Below are 19703 nucleotides of genomic sequence, written 5' to 3'. Positions count from 1 at the left end.
GACCGCTATACTGGTTCGTGCCGAAATCGATCTAGAACGGAATGCCGTATATGAAAATCAATCACGCGATTCTGCATATCCTGGACTTTGACTCTGCCGTCAACGTTATGAGCCAGCGCGAGTTGGATATCGAGAGCCGCACCGTGCGTAATTTCGTAACCACGCACCTGCGGCGCGCTCGTACCTCGGCCGACAACAAACGCGCCACGTTTGCCGAGAACTCTGCGTTTGGTGGTGAGCTCAAGGGCTATTTCTTTGGCGAGCGCGAGTTCGTGGACCTGTCGCAGCAGATTGCGGAGTTTATCTCCTCCGAGCTCACCAAAGCCGAGAAAGCCGAGTCCACCGACGTGCTCGTGGCTGATTTTGACGACGATGAGGATGCCCGCTGGTTTGCCGTGATGCTGCTGGGCTCCAAGCAGGCTTTTATGCACGAAGTGGGCCGCGAAGAGGGGGAGGTGCGCAACGACATCGCGCGTCACTACGCCATTCTGCCGAACCCCTCGCAAAAGGTGCCGAGCTATGCAATCGTGCGTGCAAGCACCATGGAGATCGGCTATGTGGATAAGAAGCGCAAGATTGCCGGCGAGGATCGCATGCTCATTCCCGATGGCCTGCTGCAGTGCGACACGGGGGTATCGGGCAAGGAGGTCATCGACACCGTGACGCGTGTGGTCGAGGAAGTCGCCGAGGAGCACGGTGCCAACACGGCCGTGGCGCTCGCCAAGGTTAAGGCTGCCGTTGCCGAGAAAGTCGAGGATGACGAGGAGCTGCCGCCTTGGGATATCGTCGATGAGGTCTTTGAGGACGAACCAGTTATCAAGGAGAGCGTGCGCGCGGCACTGACTGAGGAGAAGGTGCCTGAGCGCGTTCCCGTGGAGCGCAAGCAAGTTGAGCGCGCGGCCGTGCGCAATCACAAGATCCGTACCGACACGGGCATCGAGATCAGCTTCCCGGCCGAGATGGGTTCGAACTCCGAGTACATCGAGTTCGTCAATGAGCCCAACGGCCTCATCTCCATCGAGCTCAAGAATATCGGGTCAATTGAGAATCGATAAACTGCGCTTGGACGCTGCAAAAATAAAGGCCGAAGCCCCGGATGAGGGCTTCGGCCTTTTTACTTGGGGCTGAATTACGTTGCAGGTCGAGCATACGTCAGCGAAAACGCCCCTAAGCGAGCAAGGTGACGTGAAAGAGGAGGGAAGCGTACTTCGGTACGCGACCGACGATTGAACGTCAGATTGCCGCTTAGGGGCGTTTGCAGCGTCGGGCCGTTACGGCGTTTGGTAAAACGCCGTAACTATTAAAGCTGGCGCAGGCCCTCTTCCAGGCCGGTCTTGCTGTCGGTCTTCTCGTCGCGCATCTTGATGGCGCGGGCGGGGACACCGGCCACGACGGCGCCGGCGGGGACGTCCTCGACGCACACGGCGCCGGCGGCAACTACAGCACCCTTGCCCACGTGCACGCCTTCCAGGACCACGGCGTTTGCGCCGATCATGACATCGTCCTCGATGATGACGGGCGTGGCGCTGGCGGGCTCCACAACGCCTGCCAGCACGGTGCCGGCGCCGATGTGGCAGTTCTTGCCCACGGTGGCGCGACCGCCCAGCACGGCGCCCATATCGATCATGGAACCCTCGCCGATAACGGAGCCGATGTTGATGATGGCGCCCATCATGATGACGGCACGGTCGCCAATCTCGACGCGGTCGCGGATGATCGCGCCCGGCTCGATGCGGGCGTTGATGCCCTTAAGGTCGAGCATGGGGACGGCGGAGTTGCGGCAGTCATTCTCGACGTCGTAGTAATCGATGGAATCGGCGTTGGCGTCCAGGATGGCTTTGAGCTCGTCCCAGTCGCCAAAGACGGTCTTGCCGCGACGGCCGCCGTAGACATGTGCGTCGCCCCAGGCAACCTTCATGCCGGGTTTCTCGCGCACATACAGCTTGACAGGCGTCTTTTTAGGCGCGGTGGCGATGTAATTGATAATCTCCTGGGCATCCATCTCGGCTGCGTTGCTCATTCGCTATCTCTCCTTTGGGTGGATTCGGTTGATACCTGGTTAGGCAAACATGACCTGGTCGAACGTATAGAAGCCGGGTTCGCGGGCGACGAGCTTCTGCGCGGCTGCCAGGGCGCCGTTGACAAAGATCTGACGGCTCGTGGCGCGGTGGGTGAGCGTGACCTCCTCGTCCTGGCCAAAGAAACTCACTTCGTGGACGCCGGCGACAGTGCCACCGCGCAGCGAGTGCATGCCGATCTCCTTGGGATCGCGTGCTCCGCACATGCCCTCGCGGCCATAGACGGGGTGGTAGCCTGCCTCGGGCTCGGCTTCGACGACGGCGTCGAGCAACAACTTGGCAGTGCCGCTGGGGGCGTCGACCTTTTGGTTATGGTGCGTCTCGACGATTTCGCAGTCAAAGCCGGGCAGCTCGCGTGTAGCCTGCGCTACCAGATGGCGCAGGGCTGCGATACCGATGGAGTAATTGCCCGAGTGCATAACGCGGGTGTTCTGGCCCAGCTCACGCAGGCGGTCCATCTGCTCGGGGGTGTAGCCTGTGGTGCCTGAGACCAACGCCGCGCCCGTGCGCTCGACATAGGCGACGACAGCGTCGAAGGTCGCGACGTTCGAGAAGTCGATAATCACATCGGCAGCCGGTGCGTTCTCGAGCTCGCTCAAATCGAAGCCAATCTGGGCCACGATATCAAAAACGGGCTGCCCGGCGGCATCGACAATGCTTTCGGCGGTGGTGCGGATGAGCGAGCCCATGCGGCCCGTTCCCATAATGACGGTCTTAATCAAGCAGACCAGCTCCCTTCAGAGCATCGGTAAGTGCGGATCGCGTGTCGTCTGCCATGGGGCACAGCGGCATACGGTAGTTTGCCTCGATCATGCCCATCTGGGCGAGCGCTTCCTTAACGGGGATGGGGTTGACCTCGCTAAAGAGGGCATTGATGAGCGGCTGACCGGCAATCTGGATATCGCGGGCGCGCTCCACGTCGCCGTCCAAATAGGCGTGGCACATGTCGTGCACGAGCTGCGGCTGAACATCGGCCCACACGCTGATGGTGCCCGAGGCGCCCAGGCTCATGAGCGGCACGGTAAGCGCGTCCTCGCCCGAGTACATGCGGAAGTCGTCTGACAGCAGGTGAGCGATCTTGGCCGCGTAGGCGACGTCGCCCGAGGCTTCCTTAATACCCATGATGTTGGGATGTGCGGCCAGGCGCTCTACGTTGTGCTCGCTGATACCGCAGCCGCAACGACCGGGGATGTTGTACAGGATGCAGGGAATGTCCACGGCATCGGCTACGGTCTTAAAGTGCTGATAGATACCCTCTTCGTTAGACTTGTTGTAGTAGGGGGTAATGAGCAGCAGGCCGTCGGCTCCCAAGCCCTGGTAAGTAAGCGACTTGGTGAGCATGGTCTGCGTGGAGTTGGAGCCCGAGCCGGCGATGACGGGGACGCGTCCTGCAACTTGCTTGACCACCGCGGCGACAACGGAGTTGTCCTCGTCGTCGGTCATCGTGGCGCTCTCGCCGGTGGTGCCTAGGGTGAGGATGGCGTCGGTGCCGTTTTGCAGGTGGAAATCGATAAGGCGCCCAAGCGCGTCAAAGTCGACACTGCCGTCCTTTTTAAACGGCGTAACTAGGGCGACGGTTGAGCCCTCGAGATTGCGGATGTCCATGTTCTTCCCCTTCGCCTCTGCGATCTGGATGCGTTTGTTCCATTGAGCTGCGACTGCCAAGCGCTCGTCTTTGGCGCGACGGCGTGCACTTTCGGCGCGCGACTTGGCCAGCAGCTCTCGGCCGCACGGCAGCACGTCGAGCGTGGCAAAGTAATCGCCCGGGCGCTCGGCGCGGCGGATGAGGTCGGCCGCGCCATCGGGGCGCAGCAGGACCTCGGCCGAGCGCAGCCGTCCGTTGTAGTTGTAGCCCATGGAGTAGCCATGCGCACCGGTATCGTGGATTACAAGCAGGTCACCCATGTCGATATGCGGCAGCTCGCGATCGATAGCGAACTTGTCGTTGTTCTCGCATAGGTTGCCCGTGATGTCATAGGTGTTCGTGACGGACGCTGTGGCCTTGTCGGCGCCGCCCGGCTGACCCATTACCGTAATGTGGTGGTAGGCGCCATACATGGCAGGGCGAATCAAATCGACGGCGCTTGCATCGACACCGATATAGTCCTTGTAGATCTGCTTCTCGTGGATGGCCTTGGTGACCAGGCAGCCGTAGGGGCCCATCATAAAGCGGCCCATCTCGGTGCAGATCGCCACATCGCCCATGCCGGCGGGAACCAGGATCTCGTCGTATGCCGCGTGTACTCCCTCGCCGATGGCGCGAATGTCGTTGGTCTGCTGCTCGGGCAGGTAGGGGATGCCGACGCCGCCGGACAGATTGATGAAGGCGACGTGTGCGCCGGTCTCGCGCTCCAGGCGTACGGCAAGCTCAAAGAGGATGCGCGCGAGCTTGGGGTAGTAGTCGTTGGTGACAGTGTTGCTGGCAAGGAATGCGTGGATGCCAAAGTCCTCGGCGCCCTTGGCCTTGAGCATGCGGAAGGCCTCGAAGAGCTGCTCGGTGGTCATGCCATATTTGGAGTCGCCCGGGTTGTCCATGATGCCGTTGGAGAGCTGGAACAGGCCGCCTGGATTAAAGCGGCAGCTGACCGTCTTGGGGATGGGCCCCGCAACGCGCTCAAAGAACCCGATGTGGCTGATGTCGTCAAAGTTGACGATGGCACCCAGCTTGTCGGCGAGCTCAAAGTCGGCAGCCGGTGTGTCGTTGGACGAGAACATGATGTCGTGTCCCGTGATACCCAGTGAGCGGGCGATCATGAGCTCGGTATAGCTCGAGCAATCGCAGCCGCAGCCGTATTCGTTGAGAATGGAGATGAGCGCCGGGTTGGGGTTGGCCTTGACGGCAAAGTATTCCTTAAAGCCCGGGTTCCATGCAAAGGCGTCGCGCACTTCTTGCATGTTGCGGCGGATGCCCGCCTCGTCGTATAGATGAAACGGCGTGGGGAACTGCTCGACGATATGCTCGAGTGTCTCCTTGTCCACAAACGGCTGCTTGGCCGCATATGCCTCGTTGGGGGTCAATGCCATGTCCCGTAAACCTCGCTATCCAGACGGCGCCATCTGCGCATCGAATCCGCATAGCGTGGACCCAATGTCCGGATAGCGCTCCCGCATTGCTGCAGACAGTCCTGTGGGTGTTTCCCACAGGCCCACCAGGTTGTTCGTGCCCGAAAAACCCAGTTCGGCGGGTTTCGCCTCCCCACGGGGTCAAAGCCTGCCGGCTCGCCCGCGGCTCTTCGTGCCCGCGCCTCTATCAAGTGGTAAAGACCCTATCACGTTGCACTTTACCAAACAAGAGTATTCGTATATAACGTTTAAAAAATGCAGCAATATGCTGGAAACATGTGTGCCACAATCCTGTATCACAATAAGTTGCAACAGATGTGCCTCACGAAGGGATTCTCTATGACCGAGCTCCAAGAACTCCGTCGCTATCGCCGCGATCTCCATCGCATTCCGGAGCTCGATTTCGATCTTCCGCAGACTATCGCCTATATCGAGGGCGTGTTGGCGCCGCTCGCTTGCGAGGTGACCCATCCGTGTCCCAGCTGCGTCTGCGCTTTCTTCGACGCTGGCGTTGGTGCCGCGCGTGCCACGGCGATTCGCGCCGATATGGATGCGCTGCCCATCGCGGAGGCGACGGGAGCGGCCTTTGCCTCGATCCATCCCGGCAAGATGCACGCTTGCGGACATGACGGACACATGGCCATGGCACTTGCCGCCGCGACGTATGTCGACCGTACGATTCGCGAGCAGCCGGGCGCCATTAGGCGCAACGTTCTCTTTGTGTTCCAGCCGGCCGAGGAAACGACCGGTGGTGCCAAGACGGTATGCGAGAGCGGTGTGTTCGAGCGCTATGGGGCTGACCGCATTTTTGGCTTCCATGTGTGGCCCGATCTGCCTGCCGGCACGTTGGCGAGTTGTTCCGGTCCGCTGCTGGCGCGTTCGAGTGAGACACACATTCATATTCACGGGACGAGCATCCATATCGCTAAGACCTATGGCGTTCCGGTCGAGGAATCGCACGATGCGGCGCTGGCGGCTGCCAAGTTCTTGGTTGCCGAGCGCGAACTGATGGACGAGCTGGGCACCGACGAACCCTGTATCGGCAAGTTTGGCCTGCTGCAGGCTGGCACCGTTTGCAACGCGGTGGCGGGGGAGGCCCATGTGGCCGGAAGCCTGCGTGTGTTTACGGACGACATGTTCGACCGGGCGCGCGAAGGCGTGCGCCGCGTGCTGGACGATGCCTGTGCCGCAACGGGCTGCACGTATGATCTCGACTTTGCCGAGGGCTATCCGCCGGTCGACAACGACCCCGAGCTATTTGCCAATGTCGCGCCTGCCTTGCCCGAGCTACAGCTCGTGGATGAGCCGCTGCTGATCGCCGAGGATTTCGCGTTCTATCAACGCTATCTGCCGGGCGTGTTTTTCCTGCTGGGCACGGGTATGCCAGAGGACCAAGACAACCCGAGTGATTCGGATGGCTGCCCCGCCTATGCCACAAGCGCTCTGCATACCGATAGCATGCTCTTTGACGAGGAAATCCTACTCAAAGGCCTCGATGTCTATAAACGATTGCTTGTGATGGAGTGACGATGGAACGACGCCGACAGTCTGCCGTATATAGTCCGGGTGGATGCGGGTGCGGTTTGCTGCTGCTTCCGGTTATTGCTGTGAGCATTGGCGTGATGTTTGCGCTTGCCGGGCTTGTCGCGGCGGCGCTCGTGCTGTTTATCACTGCCATCGGCGTGACGATTTGGCTCTGCCGCAATCGCGAGCAACGCCGTGCCGACGGTAAAACCAATGTCGGCTGGGTCGTCTTTCTGATCATTGCGTACCTGCTGAGTGCCAGCTACCTTGTTTTCTTTGTCCTGTTGATGATCAGTGCCTTTACCGGGGAATCCGTCACGGTGGGTTGATGCACTGCCAGCAGACGGTCGCGCGCAGTGCGTTTGCTCGGCGTTTGGATAACTGCATTGGTCGTTTACCGCAGCCTTAGCTCTCAGCTAATGAATTCAAGTTCAATCCTTCCTACGATGTGCTGTGTACCGGCACGGTAGCCGGATCGTAGGAAGGATGAATAATGGCAAAAGAGGGAAAGAAGCCGATCGGCAAGATTGTCCTAGGCGTCATCGTGGTGCTGGTTATTGTCGGTGCCGTGGGCTCTATGGGTGGCAATTCAACCGATTCGTCTGCGAGCGATTCGGCAAAGCCTGCCGAGGCGACACAGCAGGCTGAGGAGCAAAAAGAACCGCAAGAACCGTATACCATTGCTGACGAGGCTGAAGACACCTCCAATCAGTTTGCCTATAAGATCACGGGCACGCTGACCAATAACACGGACAAGGAAAAGAGCTACATTCAGATCGAATATGTTCTGTATGATGCCGATGGCAACCAGGTTGGAACGGCTCTTGCAAACACCAATCATCTGAAGGCGGGCGGCTCTTGGAAGTTCGAGGCGCTGGGTACGGTGTCTCCCGACCAGGTTGCTAGCTGGGAGCGTTCGGACGTAAGCGGTTTCTAGCATGTTGTATGCACTGGGGGAGGTGAAGTCGTATGCCCGATAAAAAGCTGACCGAGGAGTTGCTCAATGAGCTTCTCGACGCGCCAAACATCGATGGCTATATCAAAGAACACGACTTTGCCGCCCCGTCGCTTTCGGACTACCTTAAGCAGCTGCTGCAGGAAAAGGGCTTAGAGCGCTCGCGCGTGGTGCGCATGGCCGACCTCAATGAGACTTTTGGTTATCAGATTTTTACCGGTGCGCGGCATCCGAGCCGCAATAAGGTGCTGCAGATTGCCTTTGCGATGGCGTTGACGCTCAAGGAGACCAACCGCGCCTTGACGGCTGCCGGGGCAAGCGTCCTCAACTGTAAAGACCGTCGCGATGCGATTGTCATCTTTTGCATCGACCGTGGCTGTAGCCTCCAAAAGGTCAATGAAGAGCTGTATCGCTTTGGCGAGGAGACGGTGAGTTAGCGGCTGATATCTGAGCCGGCGGAGCTGCCGAACAACGATGCAAACGAACGGGGCGCGGATGCCATGGGGTGTCTGCGCCCTGCGCTATGACGGAGGCTATGGATACTCAGACCCCAACATATTCCGATGACGAGCTGACCGCAGCGCTTGCCGAGCACCTGGCGTCGCTCGATTGCGACGACAGCTATCGCGTGGAGCGTGTACTTAAGCGCTCGTCCGTTGAAACAACCGAGCTCGTGTACTTTGAAGGAACCGGCGGTGGTTCGCTCGGTCCCTTTGTTCGTAAACGCATCGATGCTTCGGCTCAAATCGGCGGGGCATACGAGCGTCTGTTTGCCGCTCAGCGGGCAGTCAGGCGTTTTGAGCACCTGCCCAGAATCGTCGATTGTCGTCGTGTGGGCGACGAGCTCAACGTGGTTATGGAATACATCGAAGGGGAGACACTCGGGGCGCTGGTGGACCGTCTGGGAGCCACCCCCGATTATGCGCGTGAATTGTATCCTGCCCTATGCGATGCCGTGGGCGAGCTCCATGCCGGTTTTGCAATGGTGGGGGAGACGTCGGCGCCGGTGATCCATCGCGACCTCAAGCCGTCGAATATCATCGTGACAGGTGCCAACTATACGCCTGATGACGGCCTGACATTTTCATCGCTGGTGATTATCGACCTGGGGATCGCGCGCGTATGGCGCGATGGCGCCGATGCTGACACCGTCAAGTTTGGCACGCGACCCTATGCGCCGCCCGAGCAGTATGGGTTTGGGCAGACGAGTGTGCGCAGCGATGTCTACGCACTTGGGGCCCTGTTGTTCTTTTGCTTGACGGGAGTCGACCCTAAACCAGGGCTCGACATGCGCGAGCAATGTGAGGCATGCGGCATTCCCACTCCACTTGCCGATGCCGTCTGCATGTCGATGGCGCTCGACCCGGCCAAGCGTTTTGCGAGCGCGGAAGCGTTGGGACGGGCGACGCGCGCGGCATACGATCTAAGTCGCCCCGTGCGGCCTCCTGCGCCTGTGCTTGTCCGTACTCCGGCCTCGGAGACGGTGTTGACGCCCCAAGGGCTCCAGAACCCCACAGTGCTTCCTAGACCTGCCGCCTCCGCTGCATGTGGTCTGCTCTCTCGCGTTCCGGAGTCTCTGGGGCGCATTTGGAATACGCTCATCTGCTTCTCGCTGCTTGTGTTCTTTGCCGGAAGTCACTTTGCCGTCTTTCACCCCACCGGAGCAAACCAAAGTTACCCGACGTGGCTTCTCATAATCGAGTATTTTTTCTTTGTCGATGGTCTTATGGTGCTTATGCATTTTGCGCTGCTCGATAAGCGCCGTCTTCGTCGGCGATTCGCACTGCTCGACAGCTATCGCGGCAAGAAACTCGCGAAACTCTGGCTCAAGGCATTGGGTGTGCTGCTCCTGTGCATGATCGTCATAGTCGCGGTTGCCAATGCGACCGGCGTCGTCGATACCTCCGCTACCTAAAAGAAAAGGGCCCTATTGGGGCCCTTTGCAGTTGCACTTAGATGCGGTTCATCTGAGCGGCGACTTTGTTGTACCAGTCCTGCCACGTGGGCGGGCAGTACTTTTTGGCCGCAGCCGGGGTAAGGGTGGAGCCGTAGTTGGCGCCCAGATAGGCAACGTGAGCGGAGATGCCCTCGCTCCAGCTGCCAAAGCTGCGCCAACCGCCGCCACGTGCACTCCAGCCCCAGGCGTTGTAAGAATTGGCGCAATAAGCGCCCTTGGTGCTCTCGATGCAGGCGATGGCGGGGGACCAACGGGGATCGACACCGGTATTCCAAGCGGCGACGGCAAAGTTATAGCCCTGGCCTGCCATGGGGGAGCCGGCGAGATAATTGTCGATGCGGCTCGTCCACTCATTAATGAACGAATCGTAATCGGAGCTACCGGTATTGGCGTTGTTCACCGTGGTGTCGATGGTGGTGTTGGTGTTGGTGGCCTGGCTGCTGGAATTGCTGCCGCTTACGCCCTCGCCCGAGAGCTTCTCGGCGGCAGCGGCCTTATCGGCCTCAAGCTTGGCAAGCTCGGCGGCATTTTCCTGCTCGGCTTTTGCCTGTGCCTCGCTACGGAGCTGCTGGGCCTGCGCCAGCGCATCCTCGGCGTTTTTCTGCTCTGCCTCAAGCTGAGACTTGGCCTGCTGGAGCTCAGCCTTGTTCTGCTCGAGTTCGGTTTGCATGTTATTGAGCTGTTCGATCTCGTCGACGCTCGAGCTCGTGATCTGGTTGGTGTATTTGCAGGTCGTGATGAACTCACCCAGGCTCTGCGCGTTGACCAGGAAGCTCACGATGGGATTGGTGCCCTTCTGATACTTGTACAGATCGCGCATGGCGGAGCTTGCCTTGGCCTGCTGCTCGGGAAGCTTGGCCTCGATTTCCTCGATGCTTGCCTCATTGGAGTCAATCTGCTTTTGCAGGTCATCGAGTTTGGTGCGGGCGTCGTTGTAGGCGCTCGTGGCGGCTTCGATCTTCTGCTGGGCTGCGGAAAGCTGGTCCTGCGTTGCCTGCGAGGCGGCATACGCCGCAACGGGGGAGAGCATCGGCGTGGCCGTCAGCGCAACGGCGAGCGCGGCACTCGTGATGATGCGAGCCGGCTTCGACGCAATGAGCGCTGCGGTGCGATGATTCGAATGCTGCATCCAGTCCCTCTGCAATCAATCGTAGGTTATGGTTCGAACGGTATTCTACTACTGCTTTCGACCTCAACTTGAACCTTAAAGGTTCCAAAGGGTCAAGTTGAACTTGAGGCTTTGGCTTTGACCTGCAGTTATGATGAATTGTTGAGAAACCATAGAGTTCAACTTTAACGTTACAGAGCTCTGTTTGAGAGGAGTTTTGGGCTGTAAAAGCCATCTCAACGTGGGGTTTTATAACTACAGCGTGCCCTTCTGGCGAGCCTGCTCAATCTCTTCGAGGGCCTCGGCGGGGGTGAACGAACAGGTGCCGTCGCCGAGTTTGATTACCTGGATATCGTCGCCGGCGTAGACCTCTCCGCCCTTTAGTGCCACGCCAAAAACGCCCTCGTGGGGAAAGATGCAGTCGCCGGCGAGATAGTAGATGGCACAGCGTGTGTGGCAGACCTTGCCGATTTGGCTGATTTCGACAAGCACCTCGCTGCCAAGCTTGAGCTGTGTGCCCAAGGGGAGCGAGAGCAGGTTGATGCCCCGGGTTGTGAAGTTCTCTCCGAAGTCGCCCTCGTGCACATCGAGCCCGCGCGCCTGCGCCGTCTGGATAGACTCTGCAGCTAAAAAGGAAACCTGGCGGTGCCAATGCCCGGCGTGTGCGTCGGAGGCGAGGCCAAATTGCTCTATAACGGTGTCGTGCCCGTCGGCGACGGGCGACTTGCGCGTGCCCTTGTGTGCCGACGTGTTGATCGAGACGATGCGGGCGGGTCCGTTGTAGGCGTCGTTTGCCGTGCACAGGGGAGCGGTCGCTTTCGCACGTTCCGCCAGCTCGCGCCTCGCGGCATTGAGGATGGGATTATCGGTCGGATGGTCTTGGGGCACGTGTGCACCTTTCGCTCGAAGATGTCAATACGCTGAATCCTACAACAACGGTAGGTTCATTGCCCATTGTCATACAACGGTGGGCGCCGTCTTCGTGCTGGACGATTACGTCGATTGCCATAGATACGGTGGAGCTTTGGGCGCCGGCGGCTTGGCGCGCTAGAATAAATCAGTTGCGCAAAGACCGCCCGTTGTGTGGGCAGTTCATGATAGGAAGTTTCCATGGCATTGCAATTTACAGAGCGCGAGTTCATTCCCGTGCTGCTTGGTGGCGACATCAACGCCTATTCGGTGGCGCGCGCCTTCTACGAGGAGTACCAGGTCAAGAGTCTGGTCTTTGGCAAGTATCAGACGGGTCCCGCGTACCGCAGCCAGATTATCGACTACACGCCCAACGTGGATATCGACACCATGCCCGTGATGCTCAAAACCGTCAACGGCATTGCCCAAGCGCATGCCGACAAGACTATTGTCCTTGTGGGCTGCGGCGACAACTATGTCGCTCTCGTGGCTCAAGCCAAGGATGCTCATGAGCTGGCGGATAACATCGTCGCTCCCTACGCGCCCTACAGCATGCTCGAGCAGTGCCAGAAGAAGGAGATCTTCTACGAGCTGTGCGAGAAGCATGGCGTGCCCTATCCGCACACGTTTACCTTTACCAAGGCGATGCTCAATGCCCAGGGTGAGGCGCCTGCCGAAGTGCTCGACCAGATTGATTTTCCTTACCCGATGATTCTGAAGCCTTCTGACGGCATCATGTGGTGGCAGCATGAGTTCGAGGGCCAGAAGAAGGCCTATGAGATTGCCGACCGCGCCGAGCTGGAACAGGTCATTCGCGACTCGTATGCCAGCGGCTACACCGACGACCTGATCTTGCAGGATCGCGTGCCCGGCAACGACGAGTACATGCGCGTGCTCACCAGCTATTCCGACCGCAACGGTAAGGTCCGCATGATGTGCCTGGGCCATGTGCTACTCGAGGAGCATCAGCCCCACGGTGTCGGCAACCATGCCTGTATCATTACCGAGCCCAACGACGAGCTCATGGGCGGCGTGCGTAAGTTGCTCGAGGACCTTCACTTTGTGGGCTATTCCAACTTTGACGTAAAGTACGACGAGCGCGACGGCTCGTTTAAGTTCTTCGATTTCAACACGCGCCAGGGCCGCAGCAACTACTACGTTACCAACAGCGGCTTTAACGTTGCCAAGTATGTGGTGGACGAGTATGTGTTCAACCGTCCGTTTGAGCCGGAGTTTGTGACGGCTCAGGACGAGGCCCTGTGGATGGTCGTCCCCATGGGCGTCGTCGACAAGTACGTCAAGGATCCCGAGCTGCGCGCTAAGGTGCATCGCCTGGACAAGGAAGGCAAGGGCGCCGACCCTTCGTTTATGAAGGGCGACTTTGTCTTTAACCGCTGGCTGCGCATGTGGCACACCAAGCTGCGCCACTTTAAGCTGTTCAAGACGTATTACAAGTAGATGAGCGCGGCGCCCGTCCGGTTTGCATCGGGCGGGCGCGGGTATGATACGCGCAATTGCGCAAGCGTCACCAAGGAGGCGGCGATGGAAAAGCTGGGAGTTATCGGCGGCATGGGCGCCGAGGCCACGTCGTATTACTACGACCAGGTGGTGCGTCATACGGCTGCTGCCTGCGATCAGGAACATATCGACATGGTGGTACTCTCCAAGTCGACCATGCCCGACCGCACGCTGGCCATTAAGACCGGCGAGCATGCCAAACTGCTGGCGACCATGAAAGAGTGCGCCCAGGCACTCGAGTCGCTGGGCTGTGCACACATTGCCATTCCCTGCAACACGTCACACTACTTCTATGACCAGATCCAGTCGTTTACGAAGGTGCCGATTATCCACATGCCGCGTGAGTCGGTGCGCTATGCTCTGGCCGGTGCGGTGATGGGGGAGTGTGAGTTCGACCCCAACCTGAGTATGCCGGCCGAGCCGGTGCATAAGATCGGCATCATGGGCACCGATGGCACCGTGGGCGCGGGCGTCTACGGCCGCGAATGTAAGGCTGCGGGTGTTGAGGTCGTCTATCCCAGCGAGAAACGTCAGAACGATGTGATGTCGCTTATCTACGATGATGTGAAGGCCGGACGTGAGCCCGATATGGATAAGTTCGACCGCGTGATGTGGGAGTTCGCCCGTAGCGGCTGCGACCGCGTCATTCTGGCCTGCACCGAGCTCTCGGTGTTGCAAAAGTACCGAGAGATGCCCGAGATCACCCTCGACGCCATGGATGTCCTGGTGCGCGAATCCATCATCCGTAGCGGCGCTCCCTACCGCCTCTAGCTTCCGACCTGTCAAAAGGGACAGGTTAATTTTGGTAGGTTTTATCTGGTGAAACAGTAAGGCCTCGGCTCGTTTGGTGCGAGCCGAGGCCTTTTGCGTTGGGCGGTTGCTGTCAGTGGTGAACTAGAACAGGAAGCCGATGGCGATGAGGGCGATGCTGACGATGAGCACGGCGATGTCCAGGCCCTTGATGGGGTAGCGCTTGTACGAGCTGGCGCGCGTACGCAGGTAGAAGCCGCGCTGTTCTGCCGCCAAGGCTGTGGCATCGGTCTTGCCCACGCTCGAGATGAGCAGTGGCACGCACAGTGGCAGCATGAGCTTAAGCTTCTTGATGGGGTTCTTGGTGTCGTACTCGACGCCGCGTGCGGTCTGCGCCTCCATGATGGCGTTCATCTCTTGACCAAACACCGGCACGAAGCGCAGCGCCGTGGTAAAAGTGAAAGCATAGCGATACGGCACGTGCAGCACCTCGACGCAGGCGTTGGCAAGGTCGTTGAGCTTGGTCACCGTGAGCATGAGGATGAGTGGTAACGCCACACCCAGCAGGCGCAGACAGGCCTTCGATCCCGTGATGAGGCCCGTGTCGGTGATAAAGCTCCACACCACGTTGCCATCGCGCATAAAGGCCAGCTGGAGCACCAGCATGATAAGCGCGAGCGGAATCAGCAACTTGAGCAGCGAGAACAGGCGGTTGACGACGCCCGCATAGGCACCCAGGGCAAGGGTGAGCGCCAAAAAGCCCAGCAGCGCCACGTAGGTGTCGGACAAGAAGATGCCGACGATGATGGCGGCGGCGAGGCCCAGTTTGACGACGGGGTTCAGGCGATGCAGCAGCGTGTCACCCGGCATGTAGTCGATGACGTTAACCACGGTGGACCATCTCCTTGGTAATTCGAACGACATCGGAGACCTCGCTCACCTGCGCAAAAGCGGTCGAGACGGAAGATGCCAGACGGCGCGAGAGCTCAATAACCTGGGGAGGCTCCACGTAGGCACGCCGCATGAGATCGATGTTCGAGAATAGCTCGTGCGTGCGGCCGCGGTCGAGGATGCGACCGTCGGCCATTACCACAATGCGCTCGGCAAAATCCGAGACGACTTCCATATCGTGGCAGACCATGATAACGGCGCAACCGCGCTCGGCCATGGTGCGCACCGTTTCCATGACGGTCATGCACTCGCGGTAATCAAGGCCGCTCGTGGGCTCGTCGAGCACGACGATCTTGGGCTCAACCACTACGACGGAGGCAAGCGCCACCATTTGTCGCTGACCGCGCGAGAGCGAGAAGGGCGCCTCGTCGGCCGGCAAGCCAAAGCGGTCGATGACGAGCTGGGCGCGACGCAGCGCCTCGGCACGGTCGATGCCGGCAAGCTCCAGGCCAAAGGCGACCTCGTCGAGCACGGTGTCCTTGCAGATCTGGCGGTCGGGGTTTTGGAAGAGGGTTGCGACCTCGCGGGCAATGCGGCTCGTGGGGACGGTTGCAGTATCCAGTCCCGTGACGCGCACGCTGCCCGAGGCGGGCTTGAGCAGACCCGTGAGCAGCTTGGTGAGCGTGGTCTTGCCGGCACCGTTCTGGCCGACGATGCCCACGAGCTCGCCGGGATAGAGCGTCAGGCTAAGGTCGTGTACGGCGGCGCCGCCATTGGGATAGGCAAACTCAACATGGTCGAAGGTGAGTACGGGTTCTGCGTCCTTGGCATGAGGGCGCAACGACGGCGCATGCGGGGAACCGGCAGGCGCTTGGGCTTCGATGGCCGCGTGTGCGGGGTCGACGATGCCCGAAATCAGGCGCTCGGCCTCATCGACATCCAAGCAGGGGGTACCGCTTACCAGGCCATCGGCCTCGAGGCTATTGAAGATACGCGTGACGCGAGGGCAGTCGACGCCGATGGCACGGAGCTCGTCGGTATGCGCGAAGACCTCGTGTGGCTCGCCCTGCAGCGCGATTTCGCCATGGTTGAGCACGAGCACGCGGTTGCAGTACTCCGAGAGTAGGGCGACCTTTTGCTCAACGACGACGATGGTGATTCCAAGTGTGCGGTTTGCCTCACGCAGCGTCTCGAAGACCAGCGTGGAGCTGGCGGGGTCGAGTGCCGCGGTGGGCTCGTCGAGAACCAAGACGCGCGGACGCATGGCGAGGATGGCGGCGATGGCCACCTTTTGCTTCTGTCCGCCCGAGAGGGTGGCGATCTCGCGGTCACGCTGGTCGCTGATGCCGACGGTCTCGAGCGTTTCGCTCAAGCGCTGCTCGATCTTGTCGTGGGGAACGCCAAAGTTCTCGAGGCCAAAGAGCATCTCGTCCTCGACGATCGAAGCGACCATCTGCGTGTCGATATCCTGCAGCACGCTGCCGACGATTTGCGACACGTCGGTCAGCGAGACCTCGCAGGTGTCGTGGCCGTCAACCATGACGGACCCAAAGAACGTGCCGGTGTAGTGGTGGGGCACGGCACCTGACAGGCAGGCGGCAAGCGTGGACTTGCCGGCGCCCGAGGGCCCGATGATGCCGATGAAATCTCCCTTGTTCACGCTGAGCGAAATGTGGCTGAGCGTCTGCTCGGTCTGCGTGCCATAGGAGAACGAGACATCGTCGACGTTGATGATCGTTTCCATGGATACCTTTCATAGTCATTGGGGACGTTCTTAAATGACCAGTCGTTTAAGAACGTCCCCAAAAGCTCGTTGTTTGGGACAGTCTTTGGTGGTGAAGCACGGAGACGGCTTTACGAGGGGCCCCAGGTTGGCGCGAAAGAGGAGCGAAGCGTACTTGGGTACGCGAGCGACGAATTAACGCCAAGATGGGGTGGCTCGTAAAGCCGAGCGGGTTAGTTGAGCCTAAGGGCCTTCTGGATGGGCAGGTAGAGGGCGCCGACCAGAATGGCGTTAAAGACGGCGGTCATGGCAACGACGGGCAGCATGGCGGCGGCGAGCTCGCCTACCACGCCGAGCATGGCCATCTTGATGACCATGAAGATGACGCCGGAGGCAAATGTGGTCAGGAAGGTTGCGACAATGGCGATGGCGGGCTTGATTTGACCGTTCTTGCCGGCGGCGTTGACGATGCCGGCCATGAGCATGGCGGCGATGCCCTCGGCGGCAAAATCGACGAACGGCGAAGTGGTGGTGATCTGGATCACGGCAGCCGAGATGAGGCCGATGACGAGCGCCTGGCCGATGTTGGGGCGAACGACCAGGATGGTGAGGCAGAAGGCCGAGATGATGAACTCGGGGCTGATCATGCCGCCCGAGATGCCCGAGATGGCCTTGCCGACGGTGAAGTTGAGGATGAAGCCGGCGGCGAGCAGGATGGCAAGCAGGACGAGGGCGCGGACATCGAGTTTGCCACGGTCGGCGGTCTGGACGGTGCGGGGCTGGGTGGCGGTGGTGTTCTGAGACATGGTGAAAATCCTTTTGGAATGGGAGTGCAAGAGAAAAGCGGAGGCGCGTGATGCGAATGCGATCGGGCTCGAGATAGAAAAAGGCCCCCGGTCGAAACCGGAGGCCTTTCAATCACCTAGAGCGCAAAAACAGGCGTGAGGGACTCACTGTCGACCGATCGTATTCGCATCACGCCACCACCAGTTGTTAAGAGACTTCATCGTGTTCTTCATGTCGGTGGCTCCTTTCGTGATGCCATGGCGCGGTCGCACCTAGTTGCTGTTGCGCTGCACTATAGCACAGCAAAGTGTGTGCGGGGAAATCTTTTTTGAAAAGATTTCAGGCGGGTTTCCCGCCGGTCAAAAGAGTGGGCTGAGCGGGCGAGAGGCTGCCATTGCTGCCTTGCCCGCTCAGCTAAGACGTTACTCCTTATTGCGACGGTAGAGGAAGTAACCGCCCGCGGAGATGACGGCAACGCCAGCGATGGCGAATGCGGCCACCATGCGGCCATCAAAACGATCGCCAGTGGTGGGCAGGCCGCCCTTGGTGTTCGTCTTGTTAGTGGTTACCGTGGTCGTGGTGTCGGACTTGCCAGGCTTCTCAGGCTTGGCGGCCGGCTGCTCGGGCTTAGCGGGCTGCTCGGGAGTGCCAGGCTGCTCAGGAGTGCCGGGCTGATCCGGGGTGACCGGATCGGTGGCAAGAGCATCCTTGGCGTAGGTGATGGACACCTTGAGGCCGTTGGTCTCGGTGTTCAGGTCGCTTGGGGTAAAGGGCTGGTCGAAGTTTTCGGCCTTCTGATAGGCGCGCATCTCCTGGAGCAGTGCCTTGCACTTCTTGTAGGTGTTCTCGGTAGCAGCCTTGCCGGCCTTGTTGGCCAGGGCAGTGCGGCCCTCGGTGGTCGTCTCGGCCAGCATGGCGGCGTCAACTTCCTTGTTCTGCTCGATAAGCTCGTTCTGGAGCGCATCGAGGTAGGCACGGACGCTGACACCAAGGGTGTCAGGGTTCTCGAAGCAGAGCGAGCTGATGTCCATGAGGACGTAGTTGATTGAGTTCTCGGGCTCCTCGTTGTACACGACGTCAGTCTGGTTGCAGTGATCGAAGGAGACGGTCTGATCGCTGAAGTACGGGCTGACCTCAGTTATCAGAGCGGAGTACAACGGGATGGCGACGGAGTACGCGGCGCGGGAGAGCATTTCCCACTGGATGGTAGCGACTTCGGGGTCATACCCGCGACGAATCTGGAAGAGGTTGATCTCGGTGTTGCGCTCGCTGCCGATGCAATAAACACCATCAGTGTTCGCGTTGAGGCCAGGGACGTTCTCGCCGCGGTTGCCAAAGGCACGAATCAGCTCAAAGGTGCTCCAGCCAGACTTGCCAGGCCTGAAGAACAGGGGCTGGATTTCGCTGACCATGGCTCCCTTTTGGTCAGGTTTTCCATCCTTCTTTACTGTGATAATGTCGTAATCTGTGCCTTCGGTCAGCTGACTACCAAAATAATCGCGGCCTTGCACATAGCGGGACCACTGGTTTACGCCGGAATCGGCGAGGCTCTCGCCATACGTTTGGGCGACATCGAATTTGCCGTCAGCGGAGTATTTGGCGAAGCCCTTCTCCACGGGCATGGACTCGATGCCCTCGGAGTGTAGGCAGTTCTCGGGGTCATCAAGGTCGACATCGTAGTTGAGGCTCCCGATATTAGGGTTGAGCGACGCGACGTCGTCAGCGAGCTTCATGGCGATCCACTGATGGGCGGAAAGTGTGGCGAACAGCCAGGTCTCGTTGTTGTCGGCGATGATGATCTGGTCGTTGGTGCAGACGCCTTGATCATCGATCAGTCTGCCGAGAAGCTCGACGCCCTCGCGGGCCGTGGCGCTCTCGCCCAGGATGATGCTGCCGTAACTGTACTCGCCCAGACCCACTTTCTCATCGATGTGGTCTGCTGCATCGGCCTCCTCGTTATAGGAAGTGCTTAGCGTGGCAGAGCAGGAGACGCCCTTCTCGTTGATTCCGGCTTCGGAATAGGCGTCGGTGCGACCCATCCAGTTGGAGGGGTGGTCGCGTACATAGCTGTAACGATAGGTAGGCTTGTTCGAAGTGTATTCAAAAGCAGATTCAATAGAGCTGTACTTAAAGCCAGGTTCGCGGGCAGGTTCGATGCCGTAGTGCTTAAGATAGCGCTTGCCAAAGTCCTCGGCGCGGCCGTAGTACGTATTGCCGTCGGCCGTATAGTTTTTGCCCATGTACATCTGCGTGCAGGCGAGCGCAGATGTCGGCATGGACATGATGGTTGCAGCTCCAAAGGCGAGGCCTATGCCTAGCTTCTTGAGCGCGTTGACGGGGTGAGTTTTCCTCATTTTCCCTCCCAGCGTGCGAAAGCCCTCTGTCGCCAGAGGGCTTCAGCCAATAAAGACACCCCATTAGCGTAACGAACTGGAAACAAT

General features: G+C 59.5%; 17 protein-coding genes and 1 riboswitch. Of the genes, 8 read left to right on the top strand and 9 right to left on the bottom strand.

Going from position 1 to position 19703, the window contains the following annotated elements; translation table 11 throughout:
- Positions 1-50: 50 nt before the first annotated feature.
- Positions 51-1055 (top strand): nucleoid-associated protein, encoded by a 1005-nt coding sequence (locus AB5758_RS01625; protein ID WP_022094136.1) that lies wholly within the window; start codon positions 51-53, stop codon positions 1053-1055.
- Positions 1056-1300: 245 nt separating this feature from the next.
- On the opposite strand, the gene dapD is transcribed toward AB5758_RS01625, so the two are convergent.
- The 3 genes from dapD to dapA are packed head-to-tail and all read right to left on the bottom strand — an operon-like array spanning position 1301 to position 5102.
- A complete protein-coding gene (dapD, locus tag AB5758_RS01620) occupies positions 1301-2020 on the bottom strand; it encodes a 2,3,4,5-tetrahydropyridine-2,6-dicarboxylate N-acetyltransferase (RefSeq protein ID WP_229065262.1) in 720 nt (239 codons plus the stop codon).
- Positions 2021-2059: 39 nt separating this feature from the next.
- The gene (dapB, locus tag AB5758_RS01615; protein ID WP_195569093.1) at positions 2060-2800 is read right to left on the bottom strand and encodes a 4-hydroxy-tetrahydrodipicolinate reductase; all 741 of its coding nucleotides are present in this window, start codon (positions 2798-2800) and stop codon (positions 2060-2062) included.
- Entirely contained in the window at positions 2793-5102 is a 2310-nt protein-coding gene (gene dapA, locus AB5758_RS01610) for a 4-hydroxy-tetrahydrodipicolinate synthase (RefSeq protein WP_368141421.1), read from the bottom strand. The genes dapB and dapA overlap by 8 nt, the downstream gene beginning before the upstream one ends.
- Positions 5103-5167: 65 nt before the next feature.
- Positions 5168-5336: riboswitch (Lysine riboswitch) on the bottom strand.
- A 144-nt stretch (positions 5337-5480) separates the two neighbouring features.
- Between dapA and AB5758_RS01605 the strand changes: the two genes are divergently transcribed.
- The 5 genes from AB5758_RS01605 to AB5758_RS01585 all read left to right on the top strand — a co-directional run bounded on the left by AB5758_RS01605 (position 5481) and on the right by AB5758_RS01585 (position 9535).
- A complete protein-coding gene (locus AB5758_RS01605) occupies positions 5481-6668 on the top strand; it encodes an N-acetyldiaminopimelate deacetylase (RefSeq protein WP_368141420.1) in 1188 nt (395 codons plus the stop codon).
- 56 nt (positions 6669-6724) lie between these two features.
- On the top strand, positions 6725-6994 hold the full coding sequence (locus AB5758_RS01600; protein ID WP_368155329.1) for a hypothetical protein: 270 nt from the start codon (positions 6725-6727) through the stop codon (positions 6992-6994).
- A 164-nt stretch (positions 6995-7158) separates the two neighbouring features.
- Positions 7159-7602 carry an FxLYD domain-containing protein gene (locus AB5758_RS01595; RefSeq protein WP_055309781.1) on the top strand — a complete coding sequence of 148 codons (444 nt, stop codon included), beginning with the start codon at positions 7159-7161 and terminating at the stop codon, positions 7600-7602.
- Positions 7603-7634: 32 nt separating this feature from the next.
- On the top strand, positions 7635-8057 hold the full coding sequence (locus tag AB5758_RS01590) for an XRE family transcriptional regulator (RefSeq protein WP_368141418.1): 423 nt from the start codon (positions 7635-7637) through the stop codon (positions 8055-8057).
- A 98-nt stretch (positions 8058-8155) separates the two neighbouring features.
- On the top strand, positions 8156-9535 hold the full coding sequence (locus AB5758_RS01585; protein ID WP_368141417.1) for a serine/threonine protein kinase: 1380 nt from the start codon (positions 8156-8158) through the stop codon (positions 9533-9535).
- A 37-nt stretch (positions 9536-9572) separates the two neighbouring features.
- Here the strand turns inward: AB5758_RS01585 and AB5758_RS01580 are convergent, their stop codons facing one another.
- Both AB5758_RS01580 and AB5758_RS01575 read right to left on the bottom strand, forming a co-directional pair.
- A complete protein-coding gene (locus tag AB5758_RS01580; protein WP_006234328.1) occupies positions 9573-10706 on the bottom strand; it encodes a coiled-coil domain-containing protein in 1134 nt (377 codons plus the stop codon).
- A gap of 234 nt (positions 10707-10940) precedes the next feature.
- A complete protein-coding gene (locus AB5758_RS01575; RefSeq protein WP_271760189.1) occupies positions 10941-11573 on the bottom strand; it encodes an MOSC domain-containing protein in 633 nt (210 codons plus the stop codon).
- A 222-nt stretch (positions 11574-11795) separates the two neighbouring features.
- Here AB5758_RS01575 and AB5758_RS01570 point away from each other — a divergent pair, with 222 nt between their 5' ends.
- Positions 11796-13052 carry a carboxylate--amine ligase gene (locus tag AB5758_RS01570; protein ID WP_035137907.1) on the top strand — a complete coding sequence of 419 codons (1257 nt, stop codon included), beginning with the start codon at positions 11796-11798 and terminating at the stop codon, positions 13050-13052.
- Positions 13053-13136: 84 nt separating this feature from the next.
- Positions 13137-13883: an aspartate/glutamate racemase family protein gene (locus AB5758_RS01565; RefSeq protein ID WP_040358337.1), complete on the top strand. Its 747-nt coding sequence runs from the start codon at positions 13137-13139 to the stop codon at positions 13881-13883.
- 123 nt (positions 13884-14006) lie between these two features.
- Here AB5758_RS01565 and AB5758_RS01560 read toward each other — a convergent pair whose 3' ends face one another.
- The 4 genes from AB5758_RS01560 to AB5758_RS01545 all read right to left on the bottom strand — a co-directional run bounded on the left by AB5758_RS01560 (position 14007) and on the right by AB5758_RS01545 (position 19616).
- Positions 14007-14753, bottom strand: a complete 747-nt coding sequence (locus AB5758_RS01560; RefSeq protein ID WP_346965178.1) for an energy-coupling factor transporter transmembrane component T family protein — start codon at positions 14751-14753, stop codon at positions 14007-14009.
- Complete coding sequence (locus tag AB5758_RS01555; protein ID WP_346965177.1) at positions 14746-16497, bottom strand: ABC transporter ATP-binding protein; 1752 nt, start codon at positions 16495-16497, stop codon at positions 14746-14748. The genes AB5758_RS01560 and AB5758_RS01555 overlap by 8 nt, the downstream gene beginning before the upstream one ends.
- A 212-nt stretch (positions 16498-16709) precedes the next feature.
- Complete coding sequence (locus tag AB5758_RS01550) at positions 16710-17282, bottom strand: hypothetical protein (protein ID WP_161144754.1); 573 nt, start codon at positions 17280-17282, stop codon at positions 16710-16712.
- A 402-nt stretch (positions 17283-17684) separates the two neighbouring features.
- Entirely contained in the window at positions 17685-19616 is a 1932-nt protein-coding gene (locus tag AB5758_RS01545; protein ID WP_368141642.1) for a C69 family dipeptidase, read from the bottom strand.
- Between the last annotated feature and the right edge of the window lie 87 nt (positions 19617-19703).

Origin of the sequence: Collinsella aerofaciens (assembly GCF_040926405.1) — a bacterium.
Classification (GTDB): domain Bacteria; phylum Actinomycetota; class Coriobacteriia; order Coriobacteriales; family Coriobacteriaceae; genus Collinsella.
The sequence above is the reverse complement of the archived record's forward strand: the minus strand, read 5'-3'. Positions and strand labels throughout refer to the sequence as shown.